Origin of the sequence: Eudoraea chungangensis, assembly GCF_029360665.1 — a bacterium.
Classification (GTDB): domain Bacteria; phylum Bacteroidota; class Bacteroidia; order Flavobacteriales; family Flavobacteriaceae; genus Eudoraea; species Eudoraea chungangensis.
Genome location: NZ_JARDUB010000003.1, coordinates 130382 through 157027 on the forward strand (window position 1 = coordinate 130382; position 26646 = coordinate 157027).

Genomic DNA, 26646 nt, shown 5'->3' on the forward strand with positions numbered 1-26646 from the left:
AAAACTAAAAAGGCCTCTATTTAAATAGAGGCCTTTTTGCATTTATAATACTTCCTTACGAAACTTCTTCTGGAGCTTCTATTGTGGCTAAATAACGCTCTGCATCTAAAGCTGCCATACAACCAGTTCCTGCCGCGGTAACCGCTTGTCTGTATTCTTTATCCTGTACATCACCGCTTGCAAATACTCCTGGCTTACTTGTCTTGGTAGACTTTCCGTGGGTTATTAAATACCCAGTATCATCCATTTCTAACTGTCCCACAAAAATATCGGTATTGGGTTTATGGCCAATTGCTACAAAAAAACCTGTAATAGCAATCTCATCCTTCTCCCCTGTTTGATTATTTACTATGCGTAATCCTTCTACAACTTGTTCCCCAAGAACTTCATCCACTTCACTATTATATCGAAGCTCAATATTCTCTAAACTATTAACTCTATGTTGCATAGCTTTAGAAGCTCTCATATGATCTTTTCTGACAAGCATGGTGACTTTCCTACAAATATTTGCCAGATAAGAAGCCTCCTCTGCAGCAGTATCGCCACCTCCCACAATTGCCACATCCTGGCCTTTGTAAAAGAAACCATCACAAACCGCACAGGCAGAGACACCACCACCACGCAACCTTTGTTCACTAGGTATCCCAAGATACTTAGCCGTAGCACCAGTAGAGATAATTACGGTTTCCGCTTCCACCACCTTAGCGTCATCAATCGTAACCTTATGAATCCCTCCTATTTCATCACTAAAATCAACCGATGTGGCCATACCTATTCGAACCTCTGTTCCGAATCGTTCGGCCTGTTGCTGCAGTTGAACCATCATTGTAGGCCCATCTATTCCTTCTGGATAACCCGGGAAGTTATCCACCTCCGTAGTCGTAGTAAGTTGGCCTCCTGGCTCCATTCCAGTATACATAATAGGCTTTAAGTCGGCTCTTGCCGCATAGATAGCCGCAGTATAACCCGCCGGACCAGAACCTAATATGAGTGTTTTAATACGTTCAATTTTTTCTGACATAATCCAATTATTCAATAAAGTTTTAGACTATAAAAGTAGGATTTTCATACCAAACCTTACTTTAAAAGTTATCAAAAGTTTTTAGCCATGCGATAGACCAAAAATAAGCTGTTATTTAAACTTAATTTTGCTTCTGTACCCCTTAAATTAATCAAAGAGCTAATGAGTATTATTGGTTTTGACTTCAGGTAATAAGCCTATTAATAACCATCTAAAATGACATAAACTCACTATTAGAACAATCAGAATGCTAGGCATAAAAGTATTTGTTTCAGCCAATCTACATCTCTAGATAAATTGTGTACAACCTGTATTCAGGCCACAAGCTTCTTGGTTGTGATGCAGAACTATTTTATCCGCCGTAACAATTGTTACGGACTTTTGTCTGAATTAATTCCTATTTTAGAATATTAAAGTAAATCTTAGACCGTATGGAAAGAAGAAAATTTGTAAAACAAGTAGGTTTAGGAGGCCTGCTTAGTAGTTTGGGATTAGATATAGTCTATAGTGCAAACTTACCCAAAGGTTATATCCCACTGGCACTTCAAGATACGGATCCATTTGAGCTGTTTGCAAAAGACCAGGAAATGACGATATTAAATCGAAAGCCCTGGAATATGGAGGCGAAGGCTCATTTACTGGATGATAAGATCACTCCTAATAAATATATGTTTATTAGAAATAATGGGCTTATTCCCCAGATCGCATCCGCTTCGGATTGGCAACTAAAGATAGATGGGGAATCCGTAAAGACTTCAAAGACATATACACTAAAAGAACTCAAGACAAAATTTCAAACAGTAAGTTATCAACTTACCTTGGAATGTGGTGGGAATGGCCGAAGCGAATTTGATCCTCCTGCCAAAGGAAATCAATGGACAGTAGGGGCTGTATCCTGTGCCGAATGGACTGGTGTGCGTCTAAAAGATGTTTTAAACGACTGTGGTATTAAGGACGATGCCGTTTATATTGGATATCACGCAGCGGATATCCACTTAAGTCATGATCCAACTAAAGAGCCTATTTCCAGAGGAATGCCATTAAGAAAAGCTTTGCAAGAAGAAACAATACTTGCTTTTCAGATGAACGGGGAAGATATTCCTCTGGCACATGGCTATCCGCTAAGACTAGTAGCAGGAGGATGGCCAGCCTCAGTATCCGGAAAATGGATTAACAGACTTAGTATTCGAAATATTGAACATGATGGCGCCAAAATGAAAGGTTCTTCCTATAGAGTGCCATGTTCTCCGGTAGCACCAGGTGAAAAAGTAAAAGAGGAAGATATGTGTATAATTGAATCTATGCCTGTAAAATCATTGATTACCTATCCCAAGACAGGAGCAATTTTCTCCATGGAGAAAAAACTAGATGTTAGGGGACACGCTTGGGCTGGAGAATTATCTGTGCGTATGGTGGAGTATTCTATAGATTTTGGCTCAACCTGGAAACCTTGCAAGCTAGAAAAGGCAGTAAATAGACTGGCATGGCAGCACTTTCAAACTCAAATTGAGTTCCCAAAAAAAGGTTATTACGAGGTATGGGCCAGAGCTACAGACAGTAATGACAAAAAACAACCAATGCTCTTACCGGGTTGGAATCCAAAAGGGTATTTAAATAATGCCTGCCATAGAATAGCGGTTAAAGTAAGCTAGTGGAGTATGAATAAAGAAAAAAGTAAAAAGATTTTTAGGCCGTTGATTCTGGTATTGGCAATCCTTGGAATAGTCCTAGTAGTCTATATTAATTCTGGCCCCAAGCTAGCACAGATAAATATGGAGGATTCGTCTAACTCAAAAAATTCATCTTATGACTTGGAAGATCCAAATAGAATTGAAAACGGAATTCATTTAAGAACCGGTTTAAAAGATACTACCGGACTCATGACGGTGGTAAATAATTGTACGTCCTGTCATTCAGCAGAAATTATTATGCAGAATAGAATGAGTAAAGAAGGCTGGGCTTCAACCATAAAATGGATGCAAGAGACTCAGAATTTATGGGACTTAGGTGAAAATGAAGTAGTCATTATTAACTATTTGGCAACTAACTATCCGCCAACAAAAAAAGGACGCAGAGAAGTCTTAAAGGATATTAACTGGTATAAACTAGAAGAAAAATGAGGCGTTATTTTGAGGCTTTTGTGTCTTCATTTAAAGGCAGTTTGGACTGGACATGGAGTTCAATCATTTTCGAAGTCCCATGGTATACAAATTATTTTTGGGGCCTTATAGGCATTTCAATTGTTGTATGGGGTTTAGAAATCTTTTTTCCATGGCGGAAAAGACAGGCTATTTTTAGAAAAGATTTCTGGTTAGACTTCTTCTATATGTTTTTTAATTTCTTTTTGTTTGCGATTGTTATAAGTGGTTTTTATAGTCTTTTGGGCGTTTTTTTCAAGGATATCGGCCTAAACGAAAAATCTTTCGCCATAATTGACCTGAGCGGTTTAGCTGTTTTCTTTCAGCTTCTTATATTTTTTGTGGTCCTTGATTTTGTACAATGGTTTACACATGTTTTATTACATAAATATTCGTTCCTATGGAATTTTCATAAGGTACATCATTCTGTAAAGGAAATGGGGTTTGCCGCACATTTAAGGTACCATTGGATGGAGAACATTTTGTATAAACCATTAAAGGTCTTTGGAGTAATGATTCTAGGTGGATTTGAACCAGATCAGGCCTATATAGTTCATTTTATTGCCATTAGCATTGGCCATTTAAATCATGCTAATATTAAACTCAGTTGGGGTCCATTTAAATATGTATTAAACAACCCGGTCATGCACCTTTACCATCACTCCAAAGCTATCCCAAAAGGTTCTTACGGCGTTAATTTTGGTATTAGTCTAAGTATTTGGGACTATATTTTTAAAACGAACTATATCCCCGAAGACAGTGGCACCATAGAATTAGGTTTTCCAGGAGATCAGCTCTTTCCAAAAGACTTTATACATCAAAATCTCTATGGTTTTAGGAATAAAAATAAACAGACGAAAACCTAAGTCTTAATACTATTATTAGTACTTATCTAAATACTTCTTGCTTGAAATCAACCATGCTTCTTAACTTTCCCTTTCTGAATAGAACATGGGTATGTCTTAGATAATAAGCAGTAACAAATAAAAGAGTTTGCACCTGCTTAGTTATTTGTATCGACCATGTATTAGACTATACTAAGCCAATACTCGGGTTTACCTGGAAATTTTTCCAACTGCACAACTAAAGTATGACTTGGCCTTGGATTTAAATGGATTTTTAGAATCTATAGATGGATATCCCAAAGAAGCCAAAACTTTTTTTACCTCCATCGCATTTTCAGTATTTAAATAGCTAAAATGGACTGAAGCCGTATCTAAGTCTACACTAATCTCACTTACCTCATTAAGACCTTCTAATCGGTTTAGAATAGTTGCAGCACACCCACTACATTTTAAATTTTGTACAATAATAGAAGCTTTCATATTCAAATGTTTTTTTATTTCCATGCCAACAAACCTCCTTTTAAATCATAGACCGCCTTAAATCCCATTTGATCTAACTTCCTAGAGGCATTTCTACTTCTATTTCCAGATCTACAATACAGATAAACGGGCTTATTTCTATCCATTTTAGCAAAGGCGTTTTTAAATTTTTTTTTATCAAAAAAATCTATATTAATGGCATTGGTAAGGTGCCCACCCGAAAATTCCTTTGGGGTTCGCAGGTCAATTAATTGATTCTTTTTATTGGAAACAGCCTTTCGAAAGGCATCGGTTTCCAAAACCTTTATATGGTCGTTCTCATGAGAATTAGAACCAAAAATGGTTTGTAAAAGTGACATATTTAATAAATTTAGTTTACTTGGAACAGGAAGTGGCTTGTCGAAAAAGGGAATAACAAGAAAATACTTGATTATTCCCTCTTTTGATCAACCAACAAACTTCAAAAAAACACTACAACATTGTTGTAGGGCATACATATTCGGATACAGGGGTATCCGTTTTCTTAATTCCGCCAAAACCTTCTATGACATCTACAAAATCGTCCAGACCATTATTCATCAACAAGGAGGCTGCTATCATACTTCTATAACCTCCAGCACAATGCAATACAAAAGGTTTGTCTTTGGGAAACTGCCATAGATGATTTTCCAGTTCATTTAATGGTACATTTATTGCTCCAACAACATGTTCAGAATCAAATTCACTTTTCTTCCGTACATCAAAAACCAATGGGCCTTCTCCATTGTAAGCTTTTTTAAACTGGTCCGGTGTTATCCTTTTTATTCTTTCTATAGGTTTATTTTTTTCTGTCCACGACTCAAAACCTCCCTCTAAAAAGCCAATCGTCCTATCGTAACCCACTCTGGAAAGTCGGGTTATGGCCTCTTCTTCTTTCCCTGGATAAGTAACCAAAAGTATCTTTTGATTCACATCTGGTATAATTTCACCTACCCACTGGGCAAAGTTGCCCTCTAACCCAATATTAATACTGCTAGGAATATGAGATTTGGCAAAATCTTCGGCATTTCTAGTATCTAAAATCACCGCCTCGTTTTGTTCTTTTTCTATTTCAAATTCCACTGCGGAAAGCGGTCGTTCGCCTCTTTGTATAACAGTATCCAAACTTTCATATCCTTTAATGTTCATTAAAACATTTTGCGGAAAATACCCCGGAGGTGTTGTTAGCCCATTTAGGAGTTCAGTAATGAATTCCTCTTTGGTCATATCTTCGCGAAGGGCATAGTTTACCTTTTTTTGATGCCCAAGGGTATCAGTTGTTTCTTTGCTCATCATCTTTCCACAAGCCGATCCGGCACCATGGTTTGGATAAATAATTAAATCATCGGACAAAGGCATAATTCTATTTCTCAAAGAATCATAAAGATGTCCTGCGAGTTTCTCCTCCGTTAATTCAGAAACAACATGTTGTGCTAAATCCGGACGTCCAACGTCTCCAATAAAGAGTGTATCCCCAGTGATTAATCCATGCTCTTTACCCTTTTCGTCGATGAGCAAATAAGTAGTACTTTCCATGGTGTGCCCAGGAGTATGAAGAACTTTAACCCTATAATCCCCTACTTCAAAGATCTGTTTGTCTTTGGCTACAATTGCTTCATAACTTGGTTTCGCTGTAGGGCCAAACACTATTTGGGAGCCGGCTTTTTCCTTTAAATCTAAATGCCCACTCACAAAGTCGGCATGAAAATGTGTTTCGAACACATATTTTATTTTGGCATTGTCCTTTCTTGCTCTTACCAGGTATGGCTCCACTTCTCGCAGTGGATCAAACACAGCCGCTTCTCCATTACTTTCTATATAATAGGCCGCATGAGCCAAACAACCTGTATAAATCTGTTCAATTTTCATATCGCTAATAATTAATTTCTTTAAATAAAATTACAAATACCTTTTAAGGCCTACAGTTACTTTTGTTACAAAAAAAGTGGATTTACCTTTTAAAAAATATGATATCAGTCAGGTCTTTAATTATTATTTTAATTCCTTATACAGTATATAAACGGCCATAACGAAGACAAACCAACCAAAATAGTTTTTCAACCTGCTTTCTTTAATGAATTTGTTTAGATAAATCCCCAGGAATATACCTGCAATGGATAAGAGGGTGAAAATCAAAAGGAAGATCCAATCCATTGCCAAATTTTCAACATCCCCAATAAAACCAATTAGAGACTTAATAGCTATGATTAAAAGAGAAGTTGCCACTGCCTTTTTCATAGGAAGTTTAGCCAATAAGACTAGTGCCGGAATAATTAAAAATCCACCACCAGCGCCGACAATTCCAGTAAGAAATCCTACTATTATTCCTTCCAAAACTATCATTGGATAATTATATACAACGGCAGACTTTTCATCATTATCGCAATGTTTACAGTTCCCAAAAATCATAAAGTAGGAAGCAATAAGCATAATTAGGGCGAAAAAAACCATAATTCCAATCTCCTTAGATATTTCAAAATCCTTAATCTGAAAAAGAGTATCAGGAAGGGCTGGGATAAAAAACCTTCTAGTTAAATAGACTGCTAGAAGTGCGGGAAGGGAAAAAATTATTGCAGTTCTCATATCTACTAGGCCCTTCGATATATTTCTGATAGCACCTACCATGGAAGTAACCCCCACGACAAAAAGAGAATATGCCGTAGCAACAAGAGGGTTTAAGCCAAAAAGATATACCATTACCGGTACCGTAAGAATAGAACCACCACCTCCAATAAGGCCTAGCACGAGTCCTATTATTATTGCCCCGAAATAACCCCAAACATCTGTATATTCCATATAGAATAATTAGAAGAACAAAGGTAGGAGGATCAATTATGAGGCTCAGTAACCAGAGTTACACAAGCCTATATATCCCGGGTAGGGAAGTTATTCCATAACATAAAACCTCGATATAACTATCGAGGTTTTGTAAATGTTCAGTATTACGTATAATGCTTTCACAGAAGAAAACTAAATAAACAAAAGATGTGTACCCTCTTCATTAGCCCTTCCATAAAAATCACCAATAGTCAAAATTCCATCTAACTCATCAATCAAATCTTCTCTTTCCAGATGAAACATATCTATTGCTAATTTACAGCCCCACAGTTTACAGCCAGAATCAGAAAGAATTTCTAAAAATTCATCTATAGGAGGCATGTCTAGTTTTTCCATTTCTCTTTTCATCATTTTAGTCGCCAATGCTTCAACTCCAGGCAGTCCACCCAGCATGGTAGGCATATGAAGTGCAGGGTTACCTACGGTAGCAGTATGCAAGTGCAACAACTTTTTCTTTTGAATGGCTTCTAAGCCAAAAAAGGTGAAAAATATTTCCGATTCAATTCCTTCCATTCTAGCACCATTCGCCATAACAAAGGCGGCATAAGCATTCTCTAATGTTCCTTTTGAAAGAATAAAAAGCATCTTTTTTACTTTTGTAGTACTCATATCTTACTTTTTTTGGATTAGCAATAAAAAATAGGCCAGCTCTGCCTTAAATACAGCTTTTTGGTTTTGGAATTCCAGCAATCAATGTAGATTTCTTAAGAGGACCTCCTGGAAACAGAGCATAGAATTCCTTAATATTGATTACACCACTTTTCTTAATTCCTCGAATTGACAGAGGTTCTTCTTTTTGATATTTGTCCTGTATATACGTAACAACCTCCCAATGCTTTTCCGACATAGAAATACCCTGCTCTTCAGCGATACAAAGGCATAACTCCCTATCCCATTCTGTAAAATCTACAAGATATCCTTCTTCGTTTACTTCAATTTCGCGATTATCTATTATTTTTTTCATCCTATTTATTTTAAAGTTTATCCTATTTAATTTTTTCTATCTGTTTTCCTTTTTCAGACATCTGCGAGCTTACAAAAGGAATAGGGACTCCTTTCAAGAGCATGTTCCAATAAACCCATCTAAAAGCAAGCTTTCCCATATGGTTTAATTTACTCTCTTTTAAGAGTTTTAAAGGTCCTATTCCCGGCAAAGGAAATGATCCTTCTACTGGCTCTTGGGTGTAGTTAAAATCAATTAAAAGGGCCTTTCCATCTCCGGTTTCAATAAAACAATTCGAATGTCCGTCAAACTCTTCTTTTAAAGGATCATCATTAATGAACCTCAATACATTGTCTGTCAATATTTCTGCCTCAAAATGTGCTACAGACCCGGCCTTAGATGCTGGTAAATTTGTAGCATCCCCAATGGCAAAAATATTTTTATGTGCCAAGGTTTGTAAGGTAGCCTTGTGAGTAGGGATAAAATTTAATTCATCTCCAAGACCAGAGCGCTCAATTAAGGGATCTCCCATATTAGTGGGAACCGTAACCAAAAGGTCGTAGGCTACTTCCTTTTCGCCATAATCCACTATTTTTCCATTCTCATAATCTACCCGTTCAATATTAAAATCTGTAACTTCTTTAATATTTTTTTCTTTTAATAAATAATCCAAGGCCTGTGTTGCCCTGGGTTTAGTGAATGCACCACTAAGTGGAGTAACAAAGGTTATGTCTACCTTATCCCTAATTCCTTTGTTCTTAAAATAAGAATCTGCAAGAAAGGCAAACTCTAAAGGAGCAACAGGGCATTTAATAGGCATTTCTGCTATATGGACTACCAGTTTACCTCCTTCCCAAACGCGCAATTTATCTCTTAGCGCCTTGGATCCGTCGTAAGTATAGAAGTCGAAAATTTTATTCTTCCAATCCGGACCAGTCATACCTTCTATCTCCTCTGGAACCGTTTTTGTACCAGTGGCCACTATGAGAATATCATAAGAACAGGATTCTCCAGACTTAAGCAAAACCTTGTTTTCTTCTGGAATTATCTTATCAATACTTTGTTGTATATAACTTACTCTCTTGGGAATAAACTTTGAGCCCTTTTTCTTAACCTGCTTAGAAGAATAAATATCGAATGGAAGAAATAAAAACCCAGGTTGGTAGTAGTGTGTTTTACACTCGTCAATAATGGAAATATTCCAATCCACAGCAGGAAGCTTTGAATTTAAATGGTTTGCCATCATGGTTCCCGCTGTGCCTGCTCCTAAAATTAGTAGATTCTTCATAACCAGACCTTTTACTTAAATTAATTGATGTAAAAGTAAATGCCTTACTCTGATTATTATATGACAAATATCAGGTTAAACCCTTGTGTAACAATGGTTACAGACGAATGTAGTAAGAAAAAATTTTACGGATTTTACCTTAGTAAAATATTAGAAGAATCCCGTAGCCAAGTGTTATATCGATTATTTTGCGGTCCATCCGCCGTCTACTGTGAGCATAGAACCTACCATATAGCTACCAGCATCACTTGCCAAAAAGAGTGCTGCTCCCTGTATCTCTTTTAATTCTCCCCAACGGGCCAAAGCAGTAGCTCCAACAATAAAATTTTTTGCTTCCGGGGTATCTGCTATTGGAATATTCATTTCTGTTAAAAAAGGACCAGGACAGATGGCATTTACGGTAATATTAAAGGGAGCAAGCTCCAAACCTAAGGCCCTAGTCATTTGAACCACTGCACCCTTACTGGTGGCATAGGGTGTTCTGTTTGCAAGGCCAACTAGACCGAGGGTACTAGCCATATTAATTATACGACCATATCGGTTTTTCTTCATGTTTGGAGTAACTGCACGAGAGGCATTCCATGTCCCTTCTACATTAACCTTCATGACCTCGGCAAAATCTTCAGGACTTAACTCATCAATGGCTCCTCTGATGTTTATCCCAGCACTATTAATGAGGACGTCAATTTTACCAAATTCCTCGATAATCTTTTCTACCACAGACTCAACTTCAATTAAGTTTGTTACATTGGCAGCATAAGCCCTAGCGGGAACAGAATAATCCTCTTCTAACTTTTTAGCCGCCGCTAAGCCTTCTTCCAAATTTCTATTTACAAGGATTGGGGTGCAACCGGCCGAAGCCAGGCCAGCCGCCATGGCATAACCTAATCCTTTAGACCCTCCAGTAATCATGGCAATCCTGCCTGGCATTTGAAATAGTTGTACTCCAGGTAAAGCTTGATCTTTCATCTTATTTAATTATTTCTAACTAAAGCCAAGAATATTTTTGGCATAGTTTAATGAATATTGGTTGTTTTTTGTTTCTAGTGCAAGGCGGTCATCAACGGAATTACCAGATATATTTGGTAGGTCCTTCTTTGAGCCGGCCTTTTTTAAGTTGTGTAAAAACCCAGCAAACTGACTTGCGGAAATATTGTCAAATGTTTCCCAATAAATATCTGTTAAGCACGGAATTTTTAAGGGGTCTCTTGTAATCATTTCTAGATTGAATCGAATGTCTGGATTACTTCTTTTAATCGTTTTCACCATTTCAGGAATATCCAGATATCCTTCTCCAAGATTAACTTCCGATAGCAGGAAACCATCTTCATATTCTTCTATACCCATGTCTTTTAAATGTACACTAAAGGAATAAGGTGCAAGAGCCTTAACTACTTCCATCGGATCTTCTAATAGCGCAATATTGTTCCCTGTATCTAAGGTAACCCCAATCCACTCCTTGTCTAATTTACTTAAAACCTGCAGCATTTCCTCAATTCTCCAATCTTTGTGGTTTTCTACAGCCAATCTAATCTTATGTTTTTTAACAATAGCCTCCGACATTTTTAAGGAGGTCTCCGATGCTTTTCTAAATTCAACGAAAGCATCATTGGTCTTAAAGGTCTCATACCTCCGACCAGAGAGACATGCCGTTCTAAGTGTATCAATGCCCGCTATTTTCGCACCTTCAACTTCAGACTCAAACCTTGAAACATCCGCCTTATTCTTTGGTAGACTAATCTGGCCCTCAAGGAAAACATCCAACTCTTCAACCCTAGTTCGAACTTTTTTTGCATAGTCCTTATCCCATCCTCTTACACTGAATTGCATGCCGCCAAAACCCACAGAAGCGCTGTACTCTATCATTTCCAATGAATTGGTAAAAGCCGGATAAGTTTTACTTTCTAATTTGGCATAACGCCTTTGCATATAAGAGGCTTCGGCAATACCAAATCTCATTTCATTGAAAACTGATGAAAATACAGGTAAACTTGGCATTAATAATCCCATTACACTTGCAGAACTTGTATTTTTCAGAAAGTTTCTCCTCCTCATAGTTAGTAGAATTATTATATAGACAGCGTATATGCCTTAAATGAAAAAGGCTGTCATTCTTTTAAAGCCTAGCTGTGTTTGTTTTAAAAGTAACAAAAGTATTTTATAGCCAACACCAAATTGTAAAAAAAAACGCCTTTCACAAATTAACTCTGGTTCCATTTTGTTTCCTCCTTTAAAGATGATAACTTGATTTCCAATTCATATCTTGTATTATAACAACCACAACCTAACGCAAACTTTAAAATGAAAAAAGAGAATTCTAAAAAACTAAGAAGTGAAGACTGGTTTAATCCCGAAGACCCTAAAACAGCCTTTATTCATAGGTCATGGTTACGTAATCAGGGTTATCCTAATGACTATTTTCAAGGGCGACCGGTTATTGGAATTTGCAACACATGGTCTGAGCTTACCCCCTGCAATGGGCATTTAAGGGAGTTTGCTGAGTTTGTTAAGCGGGGAGTTCTGGAAGCCGGAGGGGTTCCTTTCGAATTTCCAGTTACCAGTATGGGCGAAATTTTAATGCGCCCTACGGCCATGCTCTTTAGAAATCTGGCAAGTATGGATACAGAAGAATGTATTAGAGCCAACCCTTTAGACGGGGTTGTTCTCTTAACCGGTTGTGACAAAACAACGCCCTCTACGGTAATGGGTGCCTGCAGTGTAAACTTACCCACCATTGTTGTTCCTGGGGGTCCAATGCTTAATGGTAAATATAAAGGAGAAAGGATTGGATCTGGTACTTTCGTATGGTCCTTAAAAGATAAAATTAAAACTGAAGGTTTTACGGAAGAAGATCAAATTGAAGCGGAAATATGTTCGGCCAGAAGTGCCGGGCACTGCATGACCATGGGTACCGCTTCTACCATGGCTTGTATGGTAGAATCTTTGGGACTAACACTTCCCGGGGCAGCGGCCATTCCGGCTGTGGATTCCAGGAAAAAAGTAATGGCTCAGTTATCTGGAAGGAGAATCGTAGAAATGGTGAGAGAAGATTTAAAACTATCTAAAGTTCTCACTAAAGAGGCCTTTGAAAATGCCATAAAAATTAATGCTGCCATTGGTGGGTCTACCAATTTCATTATACATCTTCAGGCAATTGCAGGAAGAATTGGAGTACCCTTAAACCTAAAAGAATTTGATACTTTAGGAAGTAAAATCCCGCTTTTAGTAAATTTAATGCCTTCAGGAAAGTTTTTGATGGAAGATTTCTTTGATGCAGGAGGCTTACCAGTTGTTATCAGGGAAATGAAAGAACACCTGCACAACGATGCCATTACAGTTAATGGCAAGGCTATTGGAGACAACAATCAGCATGCAGAGTGCTATAATTCAGAGGTTATAGCACCTTTAGACAAACCTTTTATTGAAGAAGCAGGCATAGCCGTTCTATACGGGAATTTATGTGAAAACGGTGCCGTAATTAAACCTTCAGCGGCTAGTCCTGAGCTAATGACTCATAGAGGAACCGCAGTGGTTTTTGAAACTATTGAAGACTGCCATGCAAACATAGACAGACCCGATTTAGAAATTGATGAAAATAGCATAATTGTTTTAAAAGGGGTGGGCCCTGTTGGATACCCAGGTATGCCCGAAGTTGGGAATGTAGATCTTCCGGAAAAAATTCTTAAAAAGGGGATTAAGGACATGGTAAGAATATCTGATGGTAGAATGAGTGGTACCGCCTTTGGAACAGTAATTTTACACGTGTCCCCTGAATCTTCCATCGGAGGTGTATTGGGCTTAGTTGAATCTGGTGACATTATCTCTCTGGACGTCCCTAATAGAAAATTACATCTAGAAGTGTCTTCCGAAGAATTAGAAAAAAGAAAAGCTGCTTGGATACCACCAAAGAACCTTTATAACAGGGGCTATACCAACTTATATACAAAAACCGTACAACAGGCGCATCTGGGCGCTGATTTTGATTTTCTGGTAGGAAATTCAGGATCTGATGTCTCCAGAGATGCTCATTAAATATCCAATTTTATGTTAACCATTGTTTTATTACTCTTAAGTGTTGCTATCATCGTAGTTCTCACTGCCAAATTAAATGTTCATCCTTTTCTGGCCTTATTAGGGGCTGCTCTCTTTTTTGGACTTTGCTCCAGTATGCCTTTAGATACTATTATAAAATCTATAAACGATGGTTTTGGAATTACTTTGGGAAAAATTGGGGTGGTAATTGTTCTTGGGGTAATTATTGGTGCTTTTCTTGAACATTCTGGGGGAGCTTATAAGCTGGCAGAAATTATCCTAAAAATTATTGGAAGAAAAAGAGTACATGAAGCCATGGGCTTGGTGGGATTTGTAGTTTCTATACCCGTATTTGCAGATAGTGGATTTATTATTCTAAACCCCTTAAATAAAAGTCTATCTAAACGCGCGGGGCTCTCCATTGTGGGAACCGCCACTGCTTTAATTCTTGGTTTAATGATTACCCATGTCTTGGTACCCCCTACTCCGGGACCTATTGCCGCCGCTGGAATCATTGGCGCTGATGTTGGATTGGTAATGTTAGTGGGCTTAGTCATTGGCTTGCTATCTCTTATTGTAGCGGTAGTATATTGTAAAAAAATGGGATCCAAACACTATATAGATCCAAATCCTGATATATCCGAAGATGAAATTCAGGAAAAGATAAAACAGGCCCCAACTGCCTTTAAATCGTTCTTACCCATTTTAGTCCCTATTCTTCTCATCGTTGGCAAGTCGCTCATTGAATTTAAATTGACCGAAGAACAGGCCACTACTGCCTGGGCTTCAGCCGTGTCTTTTATTGGAACTCCAGTTATTGCACTTACTATTGGAATGCTTCTTGCCTTTTTATTGCCACGGAAATGGGATAAGACCATTCTATCCACCACAGGTTGGGTAGGAAAATCGCTTACAGATGCTTCCAATATTATTCTAATAACCGGCGCGGGAGGAATCTTCGGAACTATCCTTCAAAATAGTGGCATTGCCGATACTTTGGCAGATTCTCTTTCTACCGCCAATTTGGGTATTTGGCTTCCATTTTTTCTTTGTGCTGCCATAAAAACCGCACAAGGCTCGTCCACTGTAGCGCTTATTACTACAGCCTCCATTATCGCACCTTTACTTATTTCCATGGGTTTTGCCACAGAAATTGACAAGGCATTGGTAGTGGCAGCAATTGGTGCAGGAGCCATGGTTGTTTCTCACGCTAACGACAGTGGCTTTTGGATATTGACACAATTTGCAGGAATTGATGTGAAGACAGGTTATAAGGTATATACCCTTGGGACTTTTGTTGTTGGAACATTTGCTGCATTTTTGGTATATATTGCCTCCTTTATTCTTTAGATTATCTTTTTAAAATAAGGTGATAACGAGGATTATTTTGTATTTTAGAAAGCTATGTATAGGAGAATAAAGTTGCTCTTTAAGGGAATAGGCATAACGGTTGTCTGTATGGCAATTAGTTGTCAAAAAAATCCTTCCCCGCCTTTAAGTCCGTCAGATGCTTTAAAAAGCTTTGTTTTAGAAGATACTAGTTTGGAGATTCAATTAGTCGCATCAGAACCATTAATTGAAGATCCCGTTGCCATCTCTTTTGATGAGGCAGGAAGGTTATGGGTTGTAGAGATGTTGGGCTTTATGCAAGACATTGAAGGCTCTGGTGAGAAAGATCGTATTGGAAGAATTAAGGTTCTTTTCGACAATAACCTTGATGGACAAATGGATTCTGCCCAAATATTTATGGATAGTCTAATTCTCCCCAGAGCTATCGCCGTGGTCAATGGAGGGGCCCTAGTTGCTGAAAATATGCCTCTGTGGTATGCCAAAGATTCGAATGGCGATTTTATTGCAGATACGAAGATCCTTATTGATTCTACTTATGGCGGATTAGGTGTTCCGGAACACTCAGGAAATGGCCTTTGGAGAGGAATGGATAATTGGTACTACAATGCCAAATCGGAAACTCGATATCGATGGAAAAATGGGGAGTGGATATCAGAACCGACCGAGTTTCGTGGACAATGGGGAATTTGCCATGACAATGCGGGCAGATTGCATTATAATTATAATTGGTCCCAACTACATGCAGACTTGGTTCCTCCGAATACCATGCAGAGAAATCTTCACCACAAATCAAATAACGGTATAGATCACGGGCTTACCCTGGATAGGAGAATTTATCCCATCAGAAGTAATACAGCAGTTAACAGAGGTTATGTGCCTGGCACGCTAGACAAAGATGGTAAACTTCTTGAATTTGCTTCGGCCTGTGGACCATTAGTATACAGAGGAGATCTTTTATCGGAGACATATTTGGGAGATGCTTTTATATGCGAGCCAACTGGTAACTTAATTAAAAGAAATCATATTATTGAAAATGGCTTTATTCTGGAAGCCCAGGCGGCCTACGAAAAGAAAGAATTTCTGGCCTCCTCAGACGAAAGATTTAGGCCAATTTCGCTCTCCTCAGGTCCCGATGGTGCCCTCTATGTTGTAGACATGTATAAGGGTATTATTCAACATGCCCCATATATGACCGAGTATTTAAAAGAGGTAAGTCTAAAGCGCAATTTGGATAAGCCAATACATATGGGTCGCATTTGGAAAATTACCAAACCAGGGACACCAAAAAAGGAACCAATCGACCTAGGTAAAATACAACCCTCTGAATTGGTTAGCTATCTTGGAAGTCCCGATGGATGGACCAGAGATATGGCCCAGCGACTATTAGTAGAAAGACAAGATTTAGAAATATTACCCCAACTAAGTACTCTTTTAAAAAGTGATAACCCCTTGGGGCAATTGCACGCCTTATGGACACTGGAGGGCCTGGAGTATAAAGATCCGGACCTATACCTTATGGCATTGCATTCAGAAGATAGTAAGGTAAAGCAGGCAGCCTTGAGAATTTACAGCAATATTTTGCTTAGAGAACACCAGACAACCGATGAATTAGAGGCTTATGTTCGTAAAGACTTTAGTAATTCAGACCCGGCTTTGCAATTGCAAATGGTATTAATATCCAATCAACTAAGTGAGAAGTTGGCTTTTGAAATCTGTACGTCTTTCTTAGAAATTCATAGTGGTGACCCATTGGCCAGAGATGCGGTAATGAGTAGTCTTCAAGATAGAGAACTTACTTTTTTTAAAGCTCTAAGAGCTAATGAGAATTGGAAGTCTTATACTCAAAATCAGGAAATTTTTCTAGAACTTTTAAGCTCAGCTATTGCGGTTAAAGCTTCAGAGGAGGAAGTAATTTTTCTGTTAGATCTGGCGAATACTTCTAAACAGGAAGATATTTGGGTTTCTAATGCTATAATTCAGGGAATTCTAAATAGTGTTGCGCTGCGAGAAGATACGCAAATTGAATTGAGCCAAAAGCCGAAAATCTTTGTAGCAAATAATAATCATAGCATTACTCAGCTAGAAAGCTTTGATAAGCTACAAACACTTTTTAATTGGCCTGGCAAGCCCGCAGTAGAAAAATTGAAGCAAAATGAGGTAATAGAGGTAGACCCAACAATTATGGCGGCCGGCAGACAGAAATACTTAAATTTATGTGCCAATTGTCATGGAACCAAGGGAGAAGGAATGCCTCGATTTGCACCGCCATTAAAACAATCTGAATGGGTTATTAAAGAAAAAGAAAAACTAGCCATGATTTTATTACACGGCATGGAAGGCCCAATAAGAGTAAATGGAAAAGAGTATGGTATACCCGATATTCTGCCTAGTATGCCCTCCTTTTCTACCTTGCAGAATGAAGATATCGCTGCTATCGCCACCTATATAAGAAATAGTTGGGGTAATTCTGGAGAATCCTTAAAATCTAGTATAGTGGGTAGGATTCGTTTTCGAACACAAGGAAAAATAACACCATGGAAGGCTGAGGAATTGGATACCGTTATTTTTGATTATAAGCTTTAAATAAATCAACACATGAAGAAACATTGTTTAGCATTAGATTTAAAAGAAGACCCCAAACTTATTGAGGCTTATGATCGCTACCATAGAGAAGTCTGGCCTGAGGTATTAGAAAGCTTAACTACTTCGGGAATAGAGCATATGGAGATTTATCGAATAGAGAATAGGTTGTTCATGATTATTGAAGTAAGTGATGACTTTTCTTTTGATAAAAAAGCTAATCTAGACGCGGATAACGCCAAAGTCCAAGAATGGGAGATTTTAATGTGGAAATTCCAACAAGCGCTCCCATTTGCCAAGCCAGGTGAAAAGTGGGTTCTAATGGAAAAAATTTTTGAACATTGAGTTATAGGATCCTTTAGTCTCATACCTATAACAGAAGTACTTCCTATTCTTCTAACGGATGTTCAGTTAGTAGTTCTTGTGCCGAATAAAACCCTTCTTTGTCTTTGATAGCATCTCTGACTTCTTTAACTTTTTCTGGACTTATATAATTGGCCTTGTTACCAAATGCATTTCGCACAAAAGTTAATACTGAAGCTACTTCCTCATCGTTTAACATCCCACCGAAAGGGGTCATAGGTACCTGTCCCGGATACGTTTTACCTTTTACATCGATAGGCCCCATAATTCCATTTAAGGTTAGTTTTATAAGTCGTTCCTCATTGCCAGTGACCCACGTAACCCCTGCCAAAGGAGGAAATTGAGAGGCGCTAAGACCCAATCCATCCGTTTGATGGCAAGTAACACAAAAACCTTCCCTTCTGTAAATCTCTTCCCCTTTAACAAATAACTCTAAAGCTTCTCCCTTCAGGTCCGTTTTCGTCATATTGGTATTGGGATCTTGTCCCACATTATGTCCATTTAAATGAGCTAAGGCTGCCTCATGTGGCTTCTCCATCCATTTATCCAAAGGGGCTTCAGCTGCCTTCTCCACAATAGCAACTCCTTGGTCCTTTGGCAGCCACGAGGCTGCTACAAAAGCCTCTAATCGCACCCTGGGACTAGTATCTAATGCTGCCTGTAGAAGGAGTTCTTGCTGATTGTCTATTTGATGTCCTCCATATCTCAAAACTTTTACTGCAGCAGCTCTGGCTCTGTAGTCCTTAGCAACCAAGAGCTGTTCTAATAGCTGCTGATTTATTCTATTTAATCCCCAACTGACCCATAGGGCTTCCAATAATTGATGCTCATAATCCGGACTATTTTTATCTAAATCCTCGATCCAAATATTCAATTTAGTCATAACTTCATCTGCATTTCTGGCCCTTAACTCTCGTTTGGTTCTATATCTGGTTCTATACTCAGGTAGTTTAAGGTTCTCTAACAGGTCTTCGATACTGGCATCTACGATCTTAGCTGGTTTTACTAAAGGTCTTGAAGGGTAAGTCATCCTGTAAACTCTTCCATGAACATGATCTCTTAATGGGTCTCTGGCGTTGTGTTGCATATGGCCAATTAATACGTTGTGCCAGTCTATAATATACAAAGATCCATCAGGAGCAAATTCCATGTCCACAGGACGAAAATTGGGATCACTTCCTTTTATTAAATCAACTCTATGTTCGCTTAAGTAGCCAGCGGTAGAGGGGTCATCTAAAACTATATGCTGCTTGGTTCCTAAAAATCCAATCGTGTTATTTACAATTAAGTCTCCCTGCACATCGTCGGGAAAATGCCTGCTTGAAATAAACTCTAATCCCGAAGTTGGTCGTACTCTGTGTTCTTCTTCAATTATATTATCTGGCAATGGTGACGCTTGCCCATATCGCGGCTTAATCGTTCCAGGGGTCATCCAGGTAATATCCGGACCTGAGGTATGGGCGAAAAATGGTTGCCCCCAATCGTCAAAGGCAATCCCCCATGGATTCGGTATAGGAAGCTGGGCTGTTCTTTCTAAATGATGTCTTTGCGGGCTATAGCGATAAAAGCCTCCATTGGTAGCCCGAACTGGTCCATAAGCGGTTTCTACATTAGTATGTAAAAAGACTCCTTCTGCCATGTATAAGGCACCAGATGGATCTGCGGTAAAAGCACTTATAGCATGATGCGTGTCATGGTCATCAAAACCGCTGAGAATAATCTCTTTACTATCCGCTTTATCGTCGCCATCTGTATCTTTTAACAAGACTAAATTGGTTCCCTGAGAAACATAAACACCTTCAGGAGCAAACTCAAATCCTATGGTCAGATGAAGACCTTCAGCAAATATTGTTTGCTTATCGGCCTTGCCGTCTAGGTCTGTATCTTCCAAAATAAGAAGTTTGTCGTTGGGTTTGCTATCGCCTGGCTTATAATGTGGATAACTTGGCATCACTCCCACCCATAGGCGGCCAAGATTGTCAAAAGATAGCTGGGTAGGGTTTGCTAAATCCGGAAACTCTACCTCCGAGGCAAACAATTCCAATTTATAATGTGGTGCTACTTCAATTTTAGAAAGCGCTTCTTCTCCATATAGATATTCCGGACTTCCATTATTATTTGCTGGATTATAATTCGTTTTTACCTTCGGAAGAATTCGGGTATTGGCATCTGCCACAGCCAAGTCTTTTAACTTGCCATGAACTGCATCCCATATGGCCGTATCCCGTATGGCGGTCATTTCTCTAATCTTTACCACCTCATCAGGATAGTTATCCGGACCAAATGGGTCAAATCGCCTTCCGTACGCGTGTACACCATTGGGAATCTTAATATCATTATGCCACATCCAGTTTTTTTCTAAGACTGCCTCCTGAACCATGGTATAATTTGCCAGCTCCATTTTCTCTTTTTTTCCAAAAACAGCATCGGCCAAATAGGTTGCAAACTTCTGGTAACCACTATCGTTTAATTGAAATCCATCTGCTGTTAAAGGAGAGTCGCTTTCCTCGTACCATTTGGTACTGATAGCAAAGGCATCAACAAATAACACCTCTTCCTTCTTTGCAATTTCTTCCATTGCCTTGCTGTAGAGTGTGAGGTTTTTATTTTCTTCTATGCCATTTGGCAGATCCATTAAGCTAGATAAATCTTCAAAGGCTATAGGAGAAATAATAGCCAATTGTGGAGAAGAAATACCATTGTATTTTTTCTCTTTTGTATGCCTGATAAAGGCTGTTAATTCGGCCTTATAAGAGTCTAATCCTTCAGGGCCGTTGAAGGACTCATTATAACCAAAAAAAGCTATAATTACATCAGGCTTAAGTCTAGATAACCAACTATCTTCACTATCAAAATGGCCTATACTGCCAGAGTTTTGTGCCAATTCGGTTTGAAACTCTTCTGCTCCTGGAAAAGCCCAAGGTTCGTTTCTAGAAGAGTGAGGTCTGAAACCAGGCGTATTACCTCCATCGCAAATATTTCTAATAAATAAGGAATTGTCTGGATAACGCAGTTGCATTTCTGTTTCAAAATATCCATAATTCATCATTCGAGATCCAAGATTATTCCCTAACAGTACGATTCGACTTTCCTTTTTTATAGACAGGGAATCGGTTTTTTCTGTACAGGAAATAAAAAGAACAAAAAGAAAGCCTATCAGGCTTCCCAAATTAATACAGCGTTTAAATAAACTCATTTCGTTTGTGAATTAGGATTTAAAAGAAACATGTACTCCATTCTCTACAGAATATTCACAGGCTTCAATGATTTTTTGGCAGCTTATAGCATCTTCAATCGTGGAAAGAGGTGCTTGGTCCTTTCCGATAACATTTTCTATAAAATGTATGGTAGTATTTTTGATAGATTCGGGGTAGCTATAAAAGGTTTGGGAGTGCGGGCCATTAGGCTTATGAATCACCCAATCTCTGTAGCTATATCTGGCACTACCTTTCGTCCCCAAAACCTTTATTATACATGTCCATGGTTCCCCTGCCTGATCGTCGTTTGCAAAACTTGTTGAGAGATGGCTCAGTGTTCCGTTTTCCATTTTAAGGATAGCCATAGCCACATTTTCCTGAGGCGCCAAACTTGGGTCTACCGTGTGCGTTAAACAAGATATGACTTTTGGTTTTCCCGCGAGATATAACATGGTATAGCTATGATGTGTTAAAATTTGTCGGACAACGCCGGGATATCTCGCCCTGACTTCGTCGGCATGATGAATATTATACATCATATAAAACGAAGCAATCTCCCCCAGATCGCCGTTCTCTATCATCTTTTTGATACGATAAACGCCTGGCTCATAAATATAATTATGAACAGGCATGCATTTGACCTTAGCCTTATTAACAGCTTCTTGCATCTTTTGCAGTTCTACTATGGAAGATGCTGCCGGTTTTTCAACTAAGATATCCTTTCCGGCAGCTGCTGCCATCAATGTATACTCGCAATGGGTCTCCATATTAGTAAGGATAAAGACTGCATCTATATTACTATCTGCCAATAGCTCATCTACCGAGTCATAAAAGTTACATTGGTATTCGTTTGCCTTTTGTAAACCTTTTGTTTTCGTCCTATTCCAAAGACCAACCAGTTTAGCCGATGGTAGTTCTTTTATAGCCTTGGCGTGCAAGTTTGCAATATCCCCTGCACCTATAAATCCAACTCCAATTTGTTTCATGAACTTTCTTTTGAAAAGATTAAACTACCTTCCTTGGCAAGTGCCATAAAATCTTTTAAAGTACTGCGAATTCCTTCAGATATATCCGTTAAAGGGAGATTATTAAATGTTGTATCAATCTTTGTATGATCTAAGTCGGACACAAATAAATTTTCAGCTACTCCTTTTCCAACGGAGAGGTCTGCATACTTTCCCATTCCCAACCTTTTCGCTTCTGCCGTGGCCAGATTTAGAAATTCTTGAATTTCGATGGTTTTCCCTTTGATATTAAAACATTGATAACCCTTAAAAGTTTGTAAGGTACAGGCAGCGAATTGTGCGCCTACATCTTCCACAAAATGATAATTCTCTTTGCCTTGATAGGGCATTTCAAAAGGAATTATTTCGTCATTAGTGGCACCAATAGCAATAGCTTTCAAGGCGTTAGTAGGAGCGGATGTCTTGCCTTTCTCTCGACCTTTACCATAGGTCGTATTGAGTCGTAAACAAATGGTCGGAACCTTTGTATTATCATAGAATAATCGAGCCAAATGTTCCCCGGCAAGCTTCCAAATTCCATAATGATTGGGAGGAGCAAGAACTACTTCTTCACTTATAATATCTTGAGGATACATAGCTCTCATCCCATATACAGCAGCAGAACTTGCAAAAACAAATCTTTTCAATTCCGGTAAATTCTGAGCTGCATCCAAGAGAGCCATTGTCCCACCAGTATTAATGTCCATACCGCGAATATGGTGCTTGGAGCAATCCGGACTTTGGTAAGCGCCTAAGTGAATTATATGGGTTGGATTTACCGTATTTAATAAGTCAGGAATTTTGTCAAAATCTGAGATATCAAGTTTAACAAATTCTAATCGACTATCTAATTCTTCCCCCAACCATAATGCTAATAAATCCTTTTGATTAGATCTTGCTGCCACAACAATTTTACTTACTTCTTTATCTTTCAAAAGGTTATAAATAGTTACCGCACCAATGCAGCCCGTTCCACCTGTAATAAAAATCGTATGCCTTTTTTGTTTATTCATGGATTCATTTTTACTACTGCTTTTACATTTTGTGCTTTGATAGAATCTTCAAAAGCCTTGGTGATATCTTTGAAATCGTACAAATCTATATACTCCTTGGAGGGGAAACTTCCTGTAAGCATCAACTTCTGTGCTGCCATATAGTCTTTTCTGCAAGATCCCATAGAACCTTTGATATTCAAAGAAGTTCTGGTTAAATGCGTTGCATTTATAGATACCTCCTTAGGGTAAGTCGCTATTACACAGATATCTCCCTCTGGTTTTACTATATCAATTGCCTCTGTTAAAACCTGGGGTACGCCAGAACATTCAATTAAAAGATCAACTTTCCCTTTTTCGCCAAATAATAACCCCTTACTATCCTTAATACCTTTTGCCAATTGATCTGTTAAAGAATTTTCCAACGAGACTTCTATGGTCATAAAGCCTCTTTCCCTTGCTTTTTTTAAGCGAATATCTCTATCATGAGCAATCCCGGTAACGAGTACTCTTGCCCCTGAAGCGCGCGCAACCTCTGCCGACATCAAACCAATAATTCCACAACCACTTACCACAACATCCTGTCCGGGTTTAATATCACACTTACTGTATAGGGCGTTGGTAATGATAGAAAGTGGTTCTACTAAGGCACCCTCTTCTGGGGAAAGACCTTTCATTAAGCGAACGACTCTATCAGATTCTAAAACAACATTTTGTCCAAAACCTCCATTTCTGTGGAAGCCTATAATCTGTTTCTCACTGCAAAGATTCCATTTTGCAACGCTGCAAGCCGGACAGTCTTCTTCCCTGCAACCCAACATTGCCAAAGGCGTAAAAATATCTCCTACCTTTAGATCGCCATGCTCTCCGGGTCCCAACTCCAGTACTTCTGCGCTAAACTCATGTCCAATAATTCTTGGTCGTTTTACCCAATCAAAATTAGGTTTCCCCAGTGAAGCGCTATTATCAGAGCCACAAATTCCAGTGTAAAGTGTTTTTGCTAATATTTCTCCTTCTTTTAGAGCAGGAAAATCCATAGAAACTACCGATGTATTGCTGGTAACTTCCTCCCCTGAATTGGGGTATATTCGTTGATTTCCGTGAAGACAAAATCCTTTTATTTCTTCAGCCATTTAGGTTTTAGTTATTTTTAGTTGGTCCATTTTACCCCTGTCTTTTGCCAAGACTTAGTCTTGGCGGAGTTTAAAACTGCTTCGCATACTTTTTGTGTCTGTTGCGCATCATTAAAATTTGGGTGGCAGGTGGTTCCATCTTCCAAACACTTTAAGAAATCTGCTACCTGATGTACAAAGCTGTGTTCATATCCTATAGATAAGCCCGGGACCCACCACTTGTCCATATAAGGTTGATCCCCGTCTGTAACATGAATGGAACGCCATCCTCTCTCTATAGATTCGTCTCTGTGGTCAAAATACTCCAAACGACTTAAATCGTGTAAATTCCATTTAATGGAAGCGTGTTCGCCATTAATTTCAAAGGTGTAAAGCGCCTTATGTCCTCTGGCATAGCGGGTAGATTCAAATAAGCCAAGAGAACCATTTTCAAAATGGCAATGGAAAAGACAAGCATCGTCTATTTCCACTTTCTGCTTTTCTCCGGTTCCCGTATGTACCCTTTCTTTTATAAAGGTTTCTGTTACCGCTGAAACGTCCTTTATCCCCCCATTTAGCCACATGGCAGTATCTATGCAATGTGCAAGGAGATCTCCTGTTACCCCAGATCCGGCAGCAGCATTATCCAGACGCCACAATCCTTCACCCCCCTGAGGCAGTTCCGGACTTATAGTCCAATCCTGAAGGAAGTTAGCCCTGTAGTGGAATATCTTTCCTAGTTTTCCTGCATCAATTAATTGCTTGGCTAGGGTTACCGCAGGTATTCTTCGGTAATTATAATAAACGGTATTGGCCACACCAGAACCTCCAATTGCGTCTACCATCGGTTGGGCTTCAGCCACAGATCTGGCTAAGGGTTTTTCACACAAAACCATTTTACCAGCCTTGGCGGCTGCTATGGCAATTTCGGCGTGCATATTATTGGGAGTACAAATATCAATTGCATCAATATCATCTCTTTGAATCAACTTTCTCCAATCCGTTTCCACAGATTCGTATCCCCATTGTTCTGCAAAAGCAGTAAGTCTTTCTTTATTTCTTGCACAGATAGCCTTAAGTACAGGCTTGTATTTCAATTCGGGAAAAAAGTCTCCTACACGTTTATAGGCATTAGTATGTGTTCGTCCCATAAATCCATAGCCGACCATGCCGATATTGATAATTTTTTTTGACGTCATATTTACAATTTAATTAATAATAATTTACGCATACCACCCATGCAGTTGACGTACTTTGATCATTTCAGCCAGAATATCATTCCAAGTCTGTGGTTTTAGCATCACCTCATTTGGGAACATACATCCGTCCCAACATATATGTTTAAATTTCTTGGTTATTTCGCCATTTTCGTCCCTGAGCCAGTAGCCCGCATCTTCTGCAATATTGAGTTTTCCATTTGGATCCGATGCCAGGCAATGTCTACCGGTTTTGTCGTGTGATCCGGCACCAAAGACTGTACCGTCATTCTGTGCAACATGAAAATCAATAGTCCAAGGTCTCAGTGCTGCAGTTAATGTCTTTAAACCCTCTTTTAAAACCTCGCGATCACTCCATTCAAAGTTAGTCGGAAGAATACGCTCATCAGGCTTATTGTAACCTAAAAGGTATAGTAAAGTATGGGCCATATCTGCCTGAAAACCAATATTAGGTCTATCTACTGCTTCCAAAGTATTTATCATGGATTTCCATCCATGCATACCTCCCCAGCAAATTTCACCTTCTGCAGCCAAGGATTCTCCAAAATCTGCGGCAATATCGCAAGCTTCTCGAAAAGTCTCGGCTATTAGCTTAGTGTTGGCAACAGGATCCTTTGCCCAGGATTCCGGATTAACGGAAGAATCTATTCGTACAATCCCGTTGGGTCTAATGCCTAAATCTCTAAGTCTTTTTCCTATTCTACAAGACTTTTTAACCTGGGTAAGAAAACGATCTCTCTCCGCTTTTGTACCCATCGCAGATCCACCTCCCGTTGGCTCCCAGACAGGAGCAACCAAACTACCTATTTCCAGATTTCTTGAAGCTGCCTTATCTACCATTATCTTTATCTCATCTTCGGAAGCATCAATACTCATATGCGGATCAAAAAGAAATAAATCTATACCGTCAAAACGCTTTCCATCCACCTCTGCATTGGCAGTTAAATCTAATAAAGTATCTAAGGGAATGGGAGGTTCTGAATCGGGCCCTTTTCCTACTACACCGGGCCAAGAAGCATTGTGTAATTTGGGATAGTTGTTTTCTGGCATGGTTTACTATTTAAGTGTTAAAATCAAATTTATGTTCAGTAATTTCTACTTTTCACTACCTAAAAATAAAAAAAAGGAAGATAGTAACTATTTAACAACTCTGTAAAAAAATGTAGACTTTATAAGCAATTAGTTATGTATGTTACAAATTAATTATGATTTTAGGAAAAAAGACATT

23 protein-coding genes are annotated in these 26646 nt (G+C 38.8%); 7 read left to right on the top strand and 16 right to left on the bottom strand.

What is annotated here, in order from left to right; all coding sequences use genetic code 11:
• Positions 1 to 55: 55 nt before the first annotated feature.
• Entirely contained in the window at positions 56 to 1021 is a 966-nt protein-coding gene (gene trxB, locus PXG98_RS07425) for a thioredoxin-disulfide reductase (protein WP_276390003.1), read from the bottom strand.
• Positions 1022 to 1452: 431 nt separating this feature from the next.
• On the opposite strand from trxB, the gene PXG98_RS07430 reads away from it, so the two are divergent.
• The 3 genes from PXG98_RS07430 to PXG98_RS07440 are packed head-to-tail and all read left to right on the top strand — an operon-like array spanning position 1453 to position 4025.
• Positions 1453 to 2673, top strand: coding sequence for a sulfite oxidase (locus tag PXG98_RS07430; RefSeq protein ID WP_276390004.1), 1221 nt, complete (start codon positions 1453 to 1455; stop codon positions 2671 to 2673).
• Between the two features lie 6 nt (positions 2674 to 2679).
• A complete protein-coding gene (locus tag PXG98_RS07435) occupies positions 2680 to 3141 on the top strand; it encodes a monoheme cytochrome C (RefSeq protein ID WP_276390005.1) in 462 nt (153 codons plus the stop codon).
• Positions 3138 to 4025, top strand: coding sequence for a sterol desaturase family protein (locus PXG98_RS07440; RefSeq protein ID WP_276390006.1), 888 nt, complete (start codon positions 3138 to 3140; stop codon positions 4023 to 4025). Before PXG98_RS07435 ends, PXG98_RS07440 begins: the two co-directional genes overlap by 4 nt.
• A 189-nt stretch (positions 4026 to 4214) precedes the next feature.
• Here PXG98_RS07440 and PXG98_RS07445 read toward each other — a convergent pair whose 3' ends face one another.
• The 9 genes from PXG98_RS07445 to PXG98_RS07485 form a co-directional block, all read right to left on the bottom strand.
• Positions 4215 to 4484: a heavy-metal-associated domain-containing protein gene (locus tag PXG98_RS07445; protein WP_276390007.1), complete on the bottom strand. Its 270-nt coding sequence runs from the start codon at positions 4482 to 4484 to the stop codon at positions 4215 to 4217.
• 14 nt (positions 4485 to 4498) lie between these two features.
• Entirely contained in the window at positions 4499 to 4843 is a 345-nt protein-coding gene (locus tag PXG98_RS07450; protein ID WP_276390008.1) for a rhodanese-like domain-containing protein, read from the bottom strand.
• Between the two features lie 112 nt (positions 4844 to 4955).
• Positions 4956 to 6371 (bottom strand): MBL fold metallo-hydrolase, encoded by a 1416-nt coding sequence (locus PXG98_RS07455; protein ID WP_276390009.1) that lies wholly within the window; start codon positions 6369 to 6371, stop codon positions 4956 to 4958.
• Positions 6372 to 6494: 123 nt separating this feature from the next.
• Positions 6495 to 7298 (bottom strand): sulfite exporter TauE/SafE family protein, encoded by an 804-nt coding sequence (locus PXG98_RS07460; protein WP_276390010.1) that lies wholly within the window; start codon positions 7296 to 7298, stop codon positions 6495 to 6497.
• Positions 7299 to 7472: 174 nt separating this feature from the next.
• Positions 7473 to 7949 carry a DsrE/DsrF/DrsH-like family protein gene (locus PXG98_RS07465; RefSeq protein ID WP_276390011.1) on the bottom strand — a complete coding sequence of 159 codons (477 nt, stop codon included), beginning with the start codon at positions 7947 to 7949 and terminating at the stop codon, positions 7473 to 7475.
• Between the two features lie 46 nt (positions 7950 to 7995).
• Positions 7996 to 8304 (bottom strand): TusE/DsrC/DsvC family sulfur relay protein, encoded by a 309-nt coding sequence (locus PXG98_RS07470; RefSeq protein WP_276390012.1) that lies wholly within the window; start codon positions 8302 to 8304, stop codon positions 7996 to 7998.
• Positions 8305 to 8326: 22 nt separating this feature from the next.
• Positions 8327 to 9571 (bottom strand): type III sulfide quinone reductase, selenoprotein subtype, encoded by a 1245-nt coding sequence (gene sqr / locus PXG98_RS07475; protein WP_276390014.1) that lies wholly within the window; start codon positions 9569 to 9571, stop codon positions 8327 to 8329.
• 183 nt (positions 9572 to 9754) lie between these two features.
• Positions 9755 to 10540: an SDR family NAD(P)-dependent oxidoreductase gene (locus PXG98_RS07480; protein WP_276390015.1), complete on the bottom strand. Its 786-nt coding sequence runs from the start codon at positions 10538 to 10540 to the stop codon at positions 9755 to 9757.
• 15 nt (positions 10541 to 10555) lie between these two features.
• On the bottom strand, positions 10556 to 11626 hold the full coding sequence (locus PXG98_RS07485) for a sugar phosphate isomerase/epimerase family protein (protein ID WP_276390016.1): 1071 nt from the start codon (positions 11624 to 11626) through the stop codon (positions 10556 to 10558).
• 246 nt (positions 11627 to 11872) lie between these two features.
• Between PXG98_RS07485 and PXG98_RS07490 the strand changes: the two genes are divergently transcribed.
• Genes PXG98_RS07490 through PXG98_RS07505 form a run of 4 tightly spaced genes read left to right on the top strand, consistent with a single transcriptional unit; the run spans position 11873 to position 17878 of the window.
• The gene (locus tag PXG98_RS07490) at positions 11873 to 13603 is read left to right on the top strand and encodes an IlvD/Edd family dehydratase (protein ID WP_276390018.1); all 1731 of its coding nucleotides are present in this window, start codon (positions 11873 to 11875) and stop codon (positions 13601 to 13603) included.
• 12 nt (positions 13604 to 13615) lie between these two features.
• Positions 13616 to 14953, top strand: a complete 1338-nt coding sequence (locus tag PXG98_RS07495) for a GntP family permease (protein WP_276390020.1) — start codon at positions 13616 to 13618, stop codon at positions 14951 to 14953.
• Positions 14954 to 15007: 54 nt separating this feature from the next.
• Positions 15008 to 17536 (top strand): DUF7133 domain-containing protein, encoded by a 2529-nt coding sequence (locus PXG98_RS07500; protein WP_276390022.1) that lies wholly within the window; start codon positions 15008 to 15010, stop codon positions 17534 to 17536.
• 12 nt (positions 17537 to 17548) lie between these two features.
• Positions 17549 to 17878: an L-rhamnose mutarotase gene (locus PXG98_RS07505; protein WP_276390024.1), complete on the top strand. Its 330-nt coding sequence runs from the start codon at positions 17549 to 17551 to the stop codon at positions 17876 to 17878.
• 43 nt (positions 17879 to 17921) lie between these two features.
• Here the strand turns inward: PXG98_RS07505 and PXG98_RS07510 are convergent, their stop codons facing one another.
• The 6 genes from PXG98_RS07510 to PXG98_RS07535 are packed head-to-tail and all read right to left on the bottom strand — an operon-like array spanning position 17922 to position 26468.
• Positions 17922 to 21092, bottom strand: a complete 3171-nt coding sequence (locus PXG98_RS07510) for a PVC-type heme-binding CxxCH protein (RefSeq protein WP_276390025.1) — start codon at positions 21090 to 21092, stop codon at positions 17922 to 17924.
• Positions 21093 to 21104: 12 nt separating this feature from the next.
• On the bottom strand, positions 21105 to 22079 hold the full coding sequence (locus tag PXG98_RS07515; RefSeq protein ID WP_276390026.1) for a Gfo/Idh/MocA family protein: 975 nt from the start codon (positions 22077 to 22079) through the stop codon (positions 21105 to 21107).
• Positions 22076 to 23110, bottom strand: a complete 1035-nt coding sequence (locus PXG98_RS07520; protein ID WP_276390029.1) for an NAD-dependent epimerase/dehydratase family protein — start codon at positions 23108 to 23110, stop codon at positions 22076 to 22078. The genes PXG98_RS07515 and PXG98_RS07520 overlap by 4 nt, the downstream gene beginning before the upstream one ends.
• Positions 23107 to 24222, bottom strand: coding sequence for a zinc-dependent alcohol dehydrogenase (locus PXG98_RS07525; protein WP_276390031.1), 1116 nt, complete (start codon positions 24220 to 24222; stop codon positions 23107 to 23109). Before PXG98_RS07525 ends, PXG98_RS07520 begins: the two co-directional genes overlap by 4 nt.
• A 17-nt stretch (positions 24223 to 24239) precedes the next feature.
• Complete coding sequence (locus PXG98_RS07530) at positions 24240 to 25400, bottom strand: Gfo/Idh/MocA family protein (RefSeq protein WP_276390033.1); 1161 nt, start codon at positions 25398 to 25400, stop codon at positions 24240 to 24242.
• 24 nt (positions 25401 to 25424) lie between these two features.
• A complete protein-coding gene (locus PXG98_RS07535; RefSeq protein ID WP_276390034.1) occupies positions 25425 to 26468 on the bottom strand; it encodes a sugar phosphate isomerase/epimerase family protein in 1044 nt (347 codons plus the stop codon).
• Positions 26469 to 26646: the final 178 nt, after the last annotated feature.

Coding starts and splice junctions, on each gene's coding strand:
- PXG98_RS07495 (WP_276390020.1), top strand. CDS start 13,616: ATGTTAACCATTGTTTTATTACTCTTAAGTGTTGCTATCATCGTAGTT.
- PXG98_RS07480 (WP_276390015.1), bottom strand. CDS start 10,540: ATGAAAGATCAAGCTTTACCTGGAGTACAACTATTTCAAATGCCAGGC.
- PXG98_RS07435 (WP_276390005.1), top strand. CDS start 2,680: ATGAATAAAGAAAAAAGTAAAAAGATTTTTAGGCCGTTGATTCTGGTA.
- PXG98_RS07520 (WP_276390029.1), bottom strand. CDS start 23,110: ATGAATAAACAAAAAAGGCATACGATTTTTATTACAGGTGGAACGGGC.
- PXG98_RS07500 (WP_276390022.1), top strand. CDS start 15,008: ATGTATAGGAGAATAAAGTTGCTCTTTAAGGGAATAGGCATAACGGTT.
- sqr (WP_276390014.1), bottom strand. CDS start 9,571: ATGAAGAATCTACTAATTTTAGGAGCAGGCACAGCGGGAACCATGATG.
- PXG98_RS07445 (WP_276390007.1), bottom strand. CDS start 4,484: ATGAAAGCTTCTATTATTGTACAAAATTTAAAATGTAGTGGGTGTGCT.
- PXG98_RS07440 (WP_276390006.1), top strand. CDS start 3,138: ATGAGGCGTTATTTTGAGGCTTTTGTGTCTTCATTTAAAGGCAGTTTG.
- PXG98_RS07510 (WP_276390025.1), bottom strand. CDS start 21,092: ATGAGTTTATTTAAACGCTGTATTAATTTGGGAAGCCTGATAGGCTTT.
- PXG98_RS07490 (WP_276390018.1), top strand. CDS start 11,873: ATGAAAAAAGAGAATTCTAAAAAACTAAGAAGTGAAGACTGGTTTAAT.
- PXG98_RS07465 (WP_276390011.1), bottom strand. CDS start 7,949: ATGAGTACTACAAAAGTAAAAAAGATGCTTTTTATTCTTTCAAAAGGA.
- PXG98_RS07460 (WP_276390010.1), bottom strand. CDS start 7,298: ATGGAATATACAGATGTTTGGGGTTATTTCGGGGCAATAATAATAGGA.
- PXG98_RS07515 (WP_276390026.1), bottom strand. CDS start 22,079: ATGAAACAAATTGGAGTTGGATTTATAGGTGCAGGGGATATTGCAAAC.
- PXG98_RS07505 (WP_276390024.1), top strand. CDS start 17,549: ATGAAGAAACATTGTTTAGCATTAGATTTAAAAGAAGACCCCAAACTT.
- PXG98_RS07525 (WP_276390031.1), bottom strand. CDS start 24,222: ATGGCTGAAGAAATAAAAGGATTTTGTCTTCACGGAAATCAACGAATA.
- PXG98_RS07455 (WP_276390009.1), bottom strand. CDS start 6,371: ATGAAAATTGAACAGATTTATACAGGTTGTTTGGCTCATGCGGCCTAT.
- PXG98_RS07430 (WP_276390004.1), top strand. CDS start 1,453: ATGGAAAGAAGAAAATTTGTAAAACAAGTAGGTTTAGGAGGCCTGCTT.
- PXG98_RS07530 (WP_276390033.1), bottom strand. CDS start 25,400: ATGACGTCAAAAAAAATTATCAATATCGGCATGGTCGGCTATGGATTT.
- PXG98_RS07535 (WP_276390034.1), bottom strand. CDS start 26,468: ATGCCAGAAAACAACTATCCCAAATTACACAATGCTTCTTGGCCCGGT.
- PXG98_RS07470 (WP_276390012.1), bottom strand. CDS start 8,304: ATGAAAAAAATAATAGATAATCGCGAAATTGAAGTAAACGAAGAAGGA.
- trxB (WP_276390003.1), bottom strand. CDS start 1,021: ATGTCAGAAAAAATTGAACGTATTAAAACACTCATATTAGGTTCTGGT.
- PXG98_RS07485 (WP_276390016.1), bottom strand. CDS start 11,626: ATGAGGAGGAGAAACTTTCTGAAAAATACAAGTTCTGCAAGTGTAATG.
- PXG98_RS07450 (WP_276390008.1), bottom strand. CDS start 4,843: ATGTCACTTTTACAAACCATTTTTGGTTCTAATTCTCATGAGAACGAC.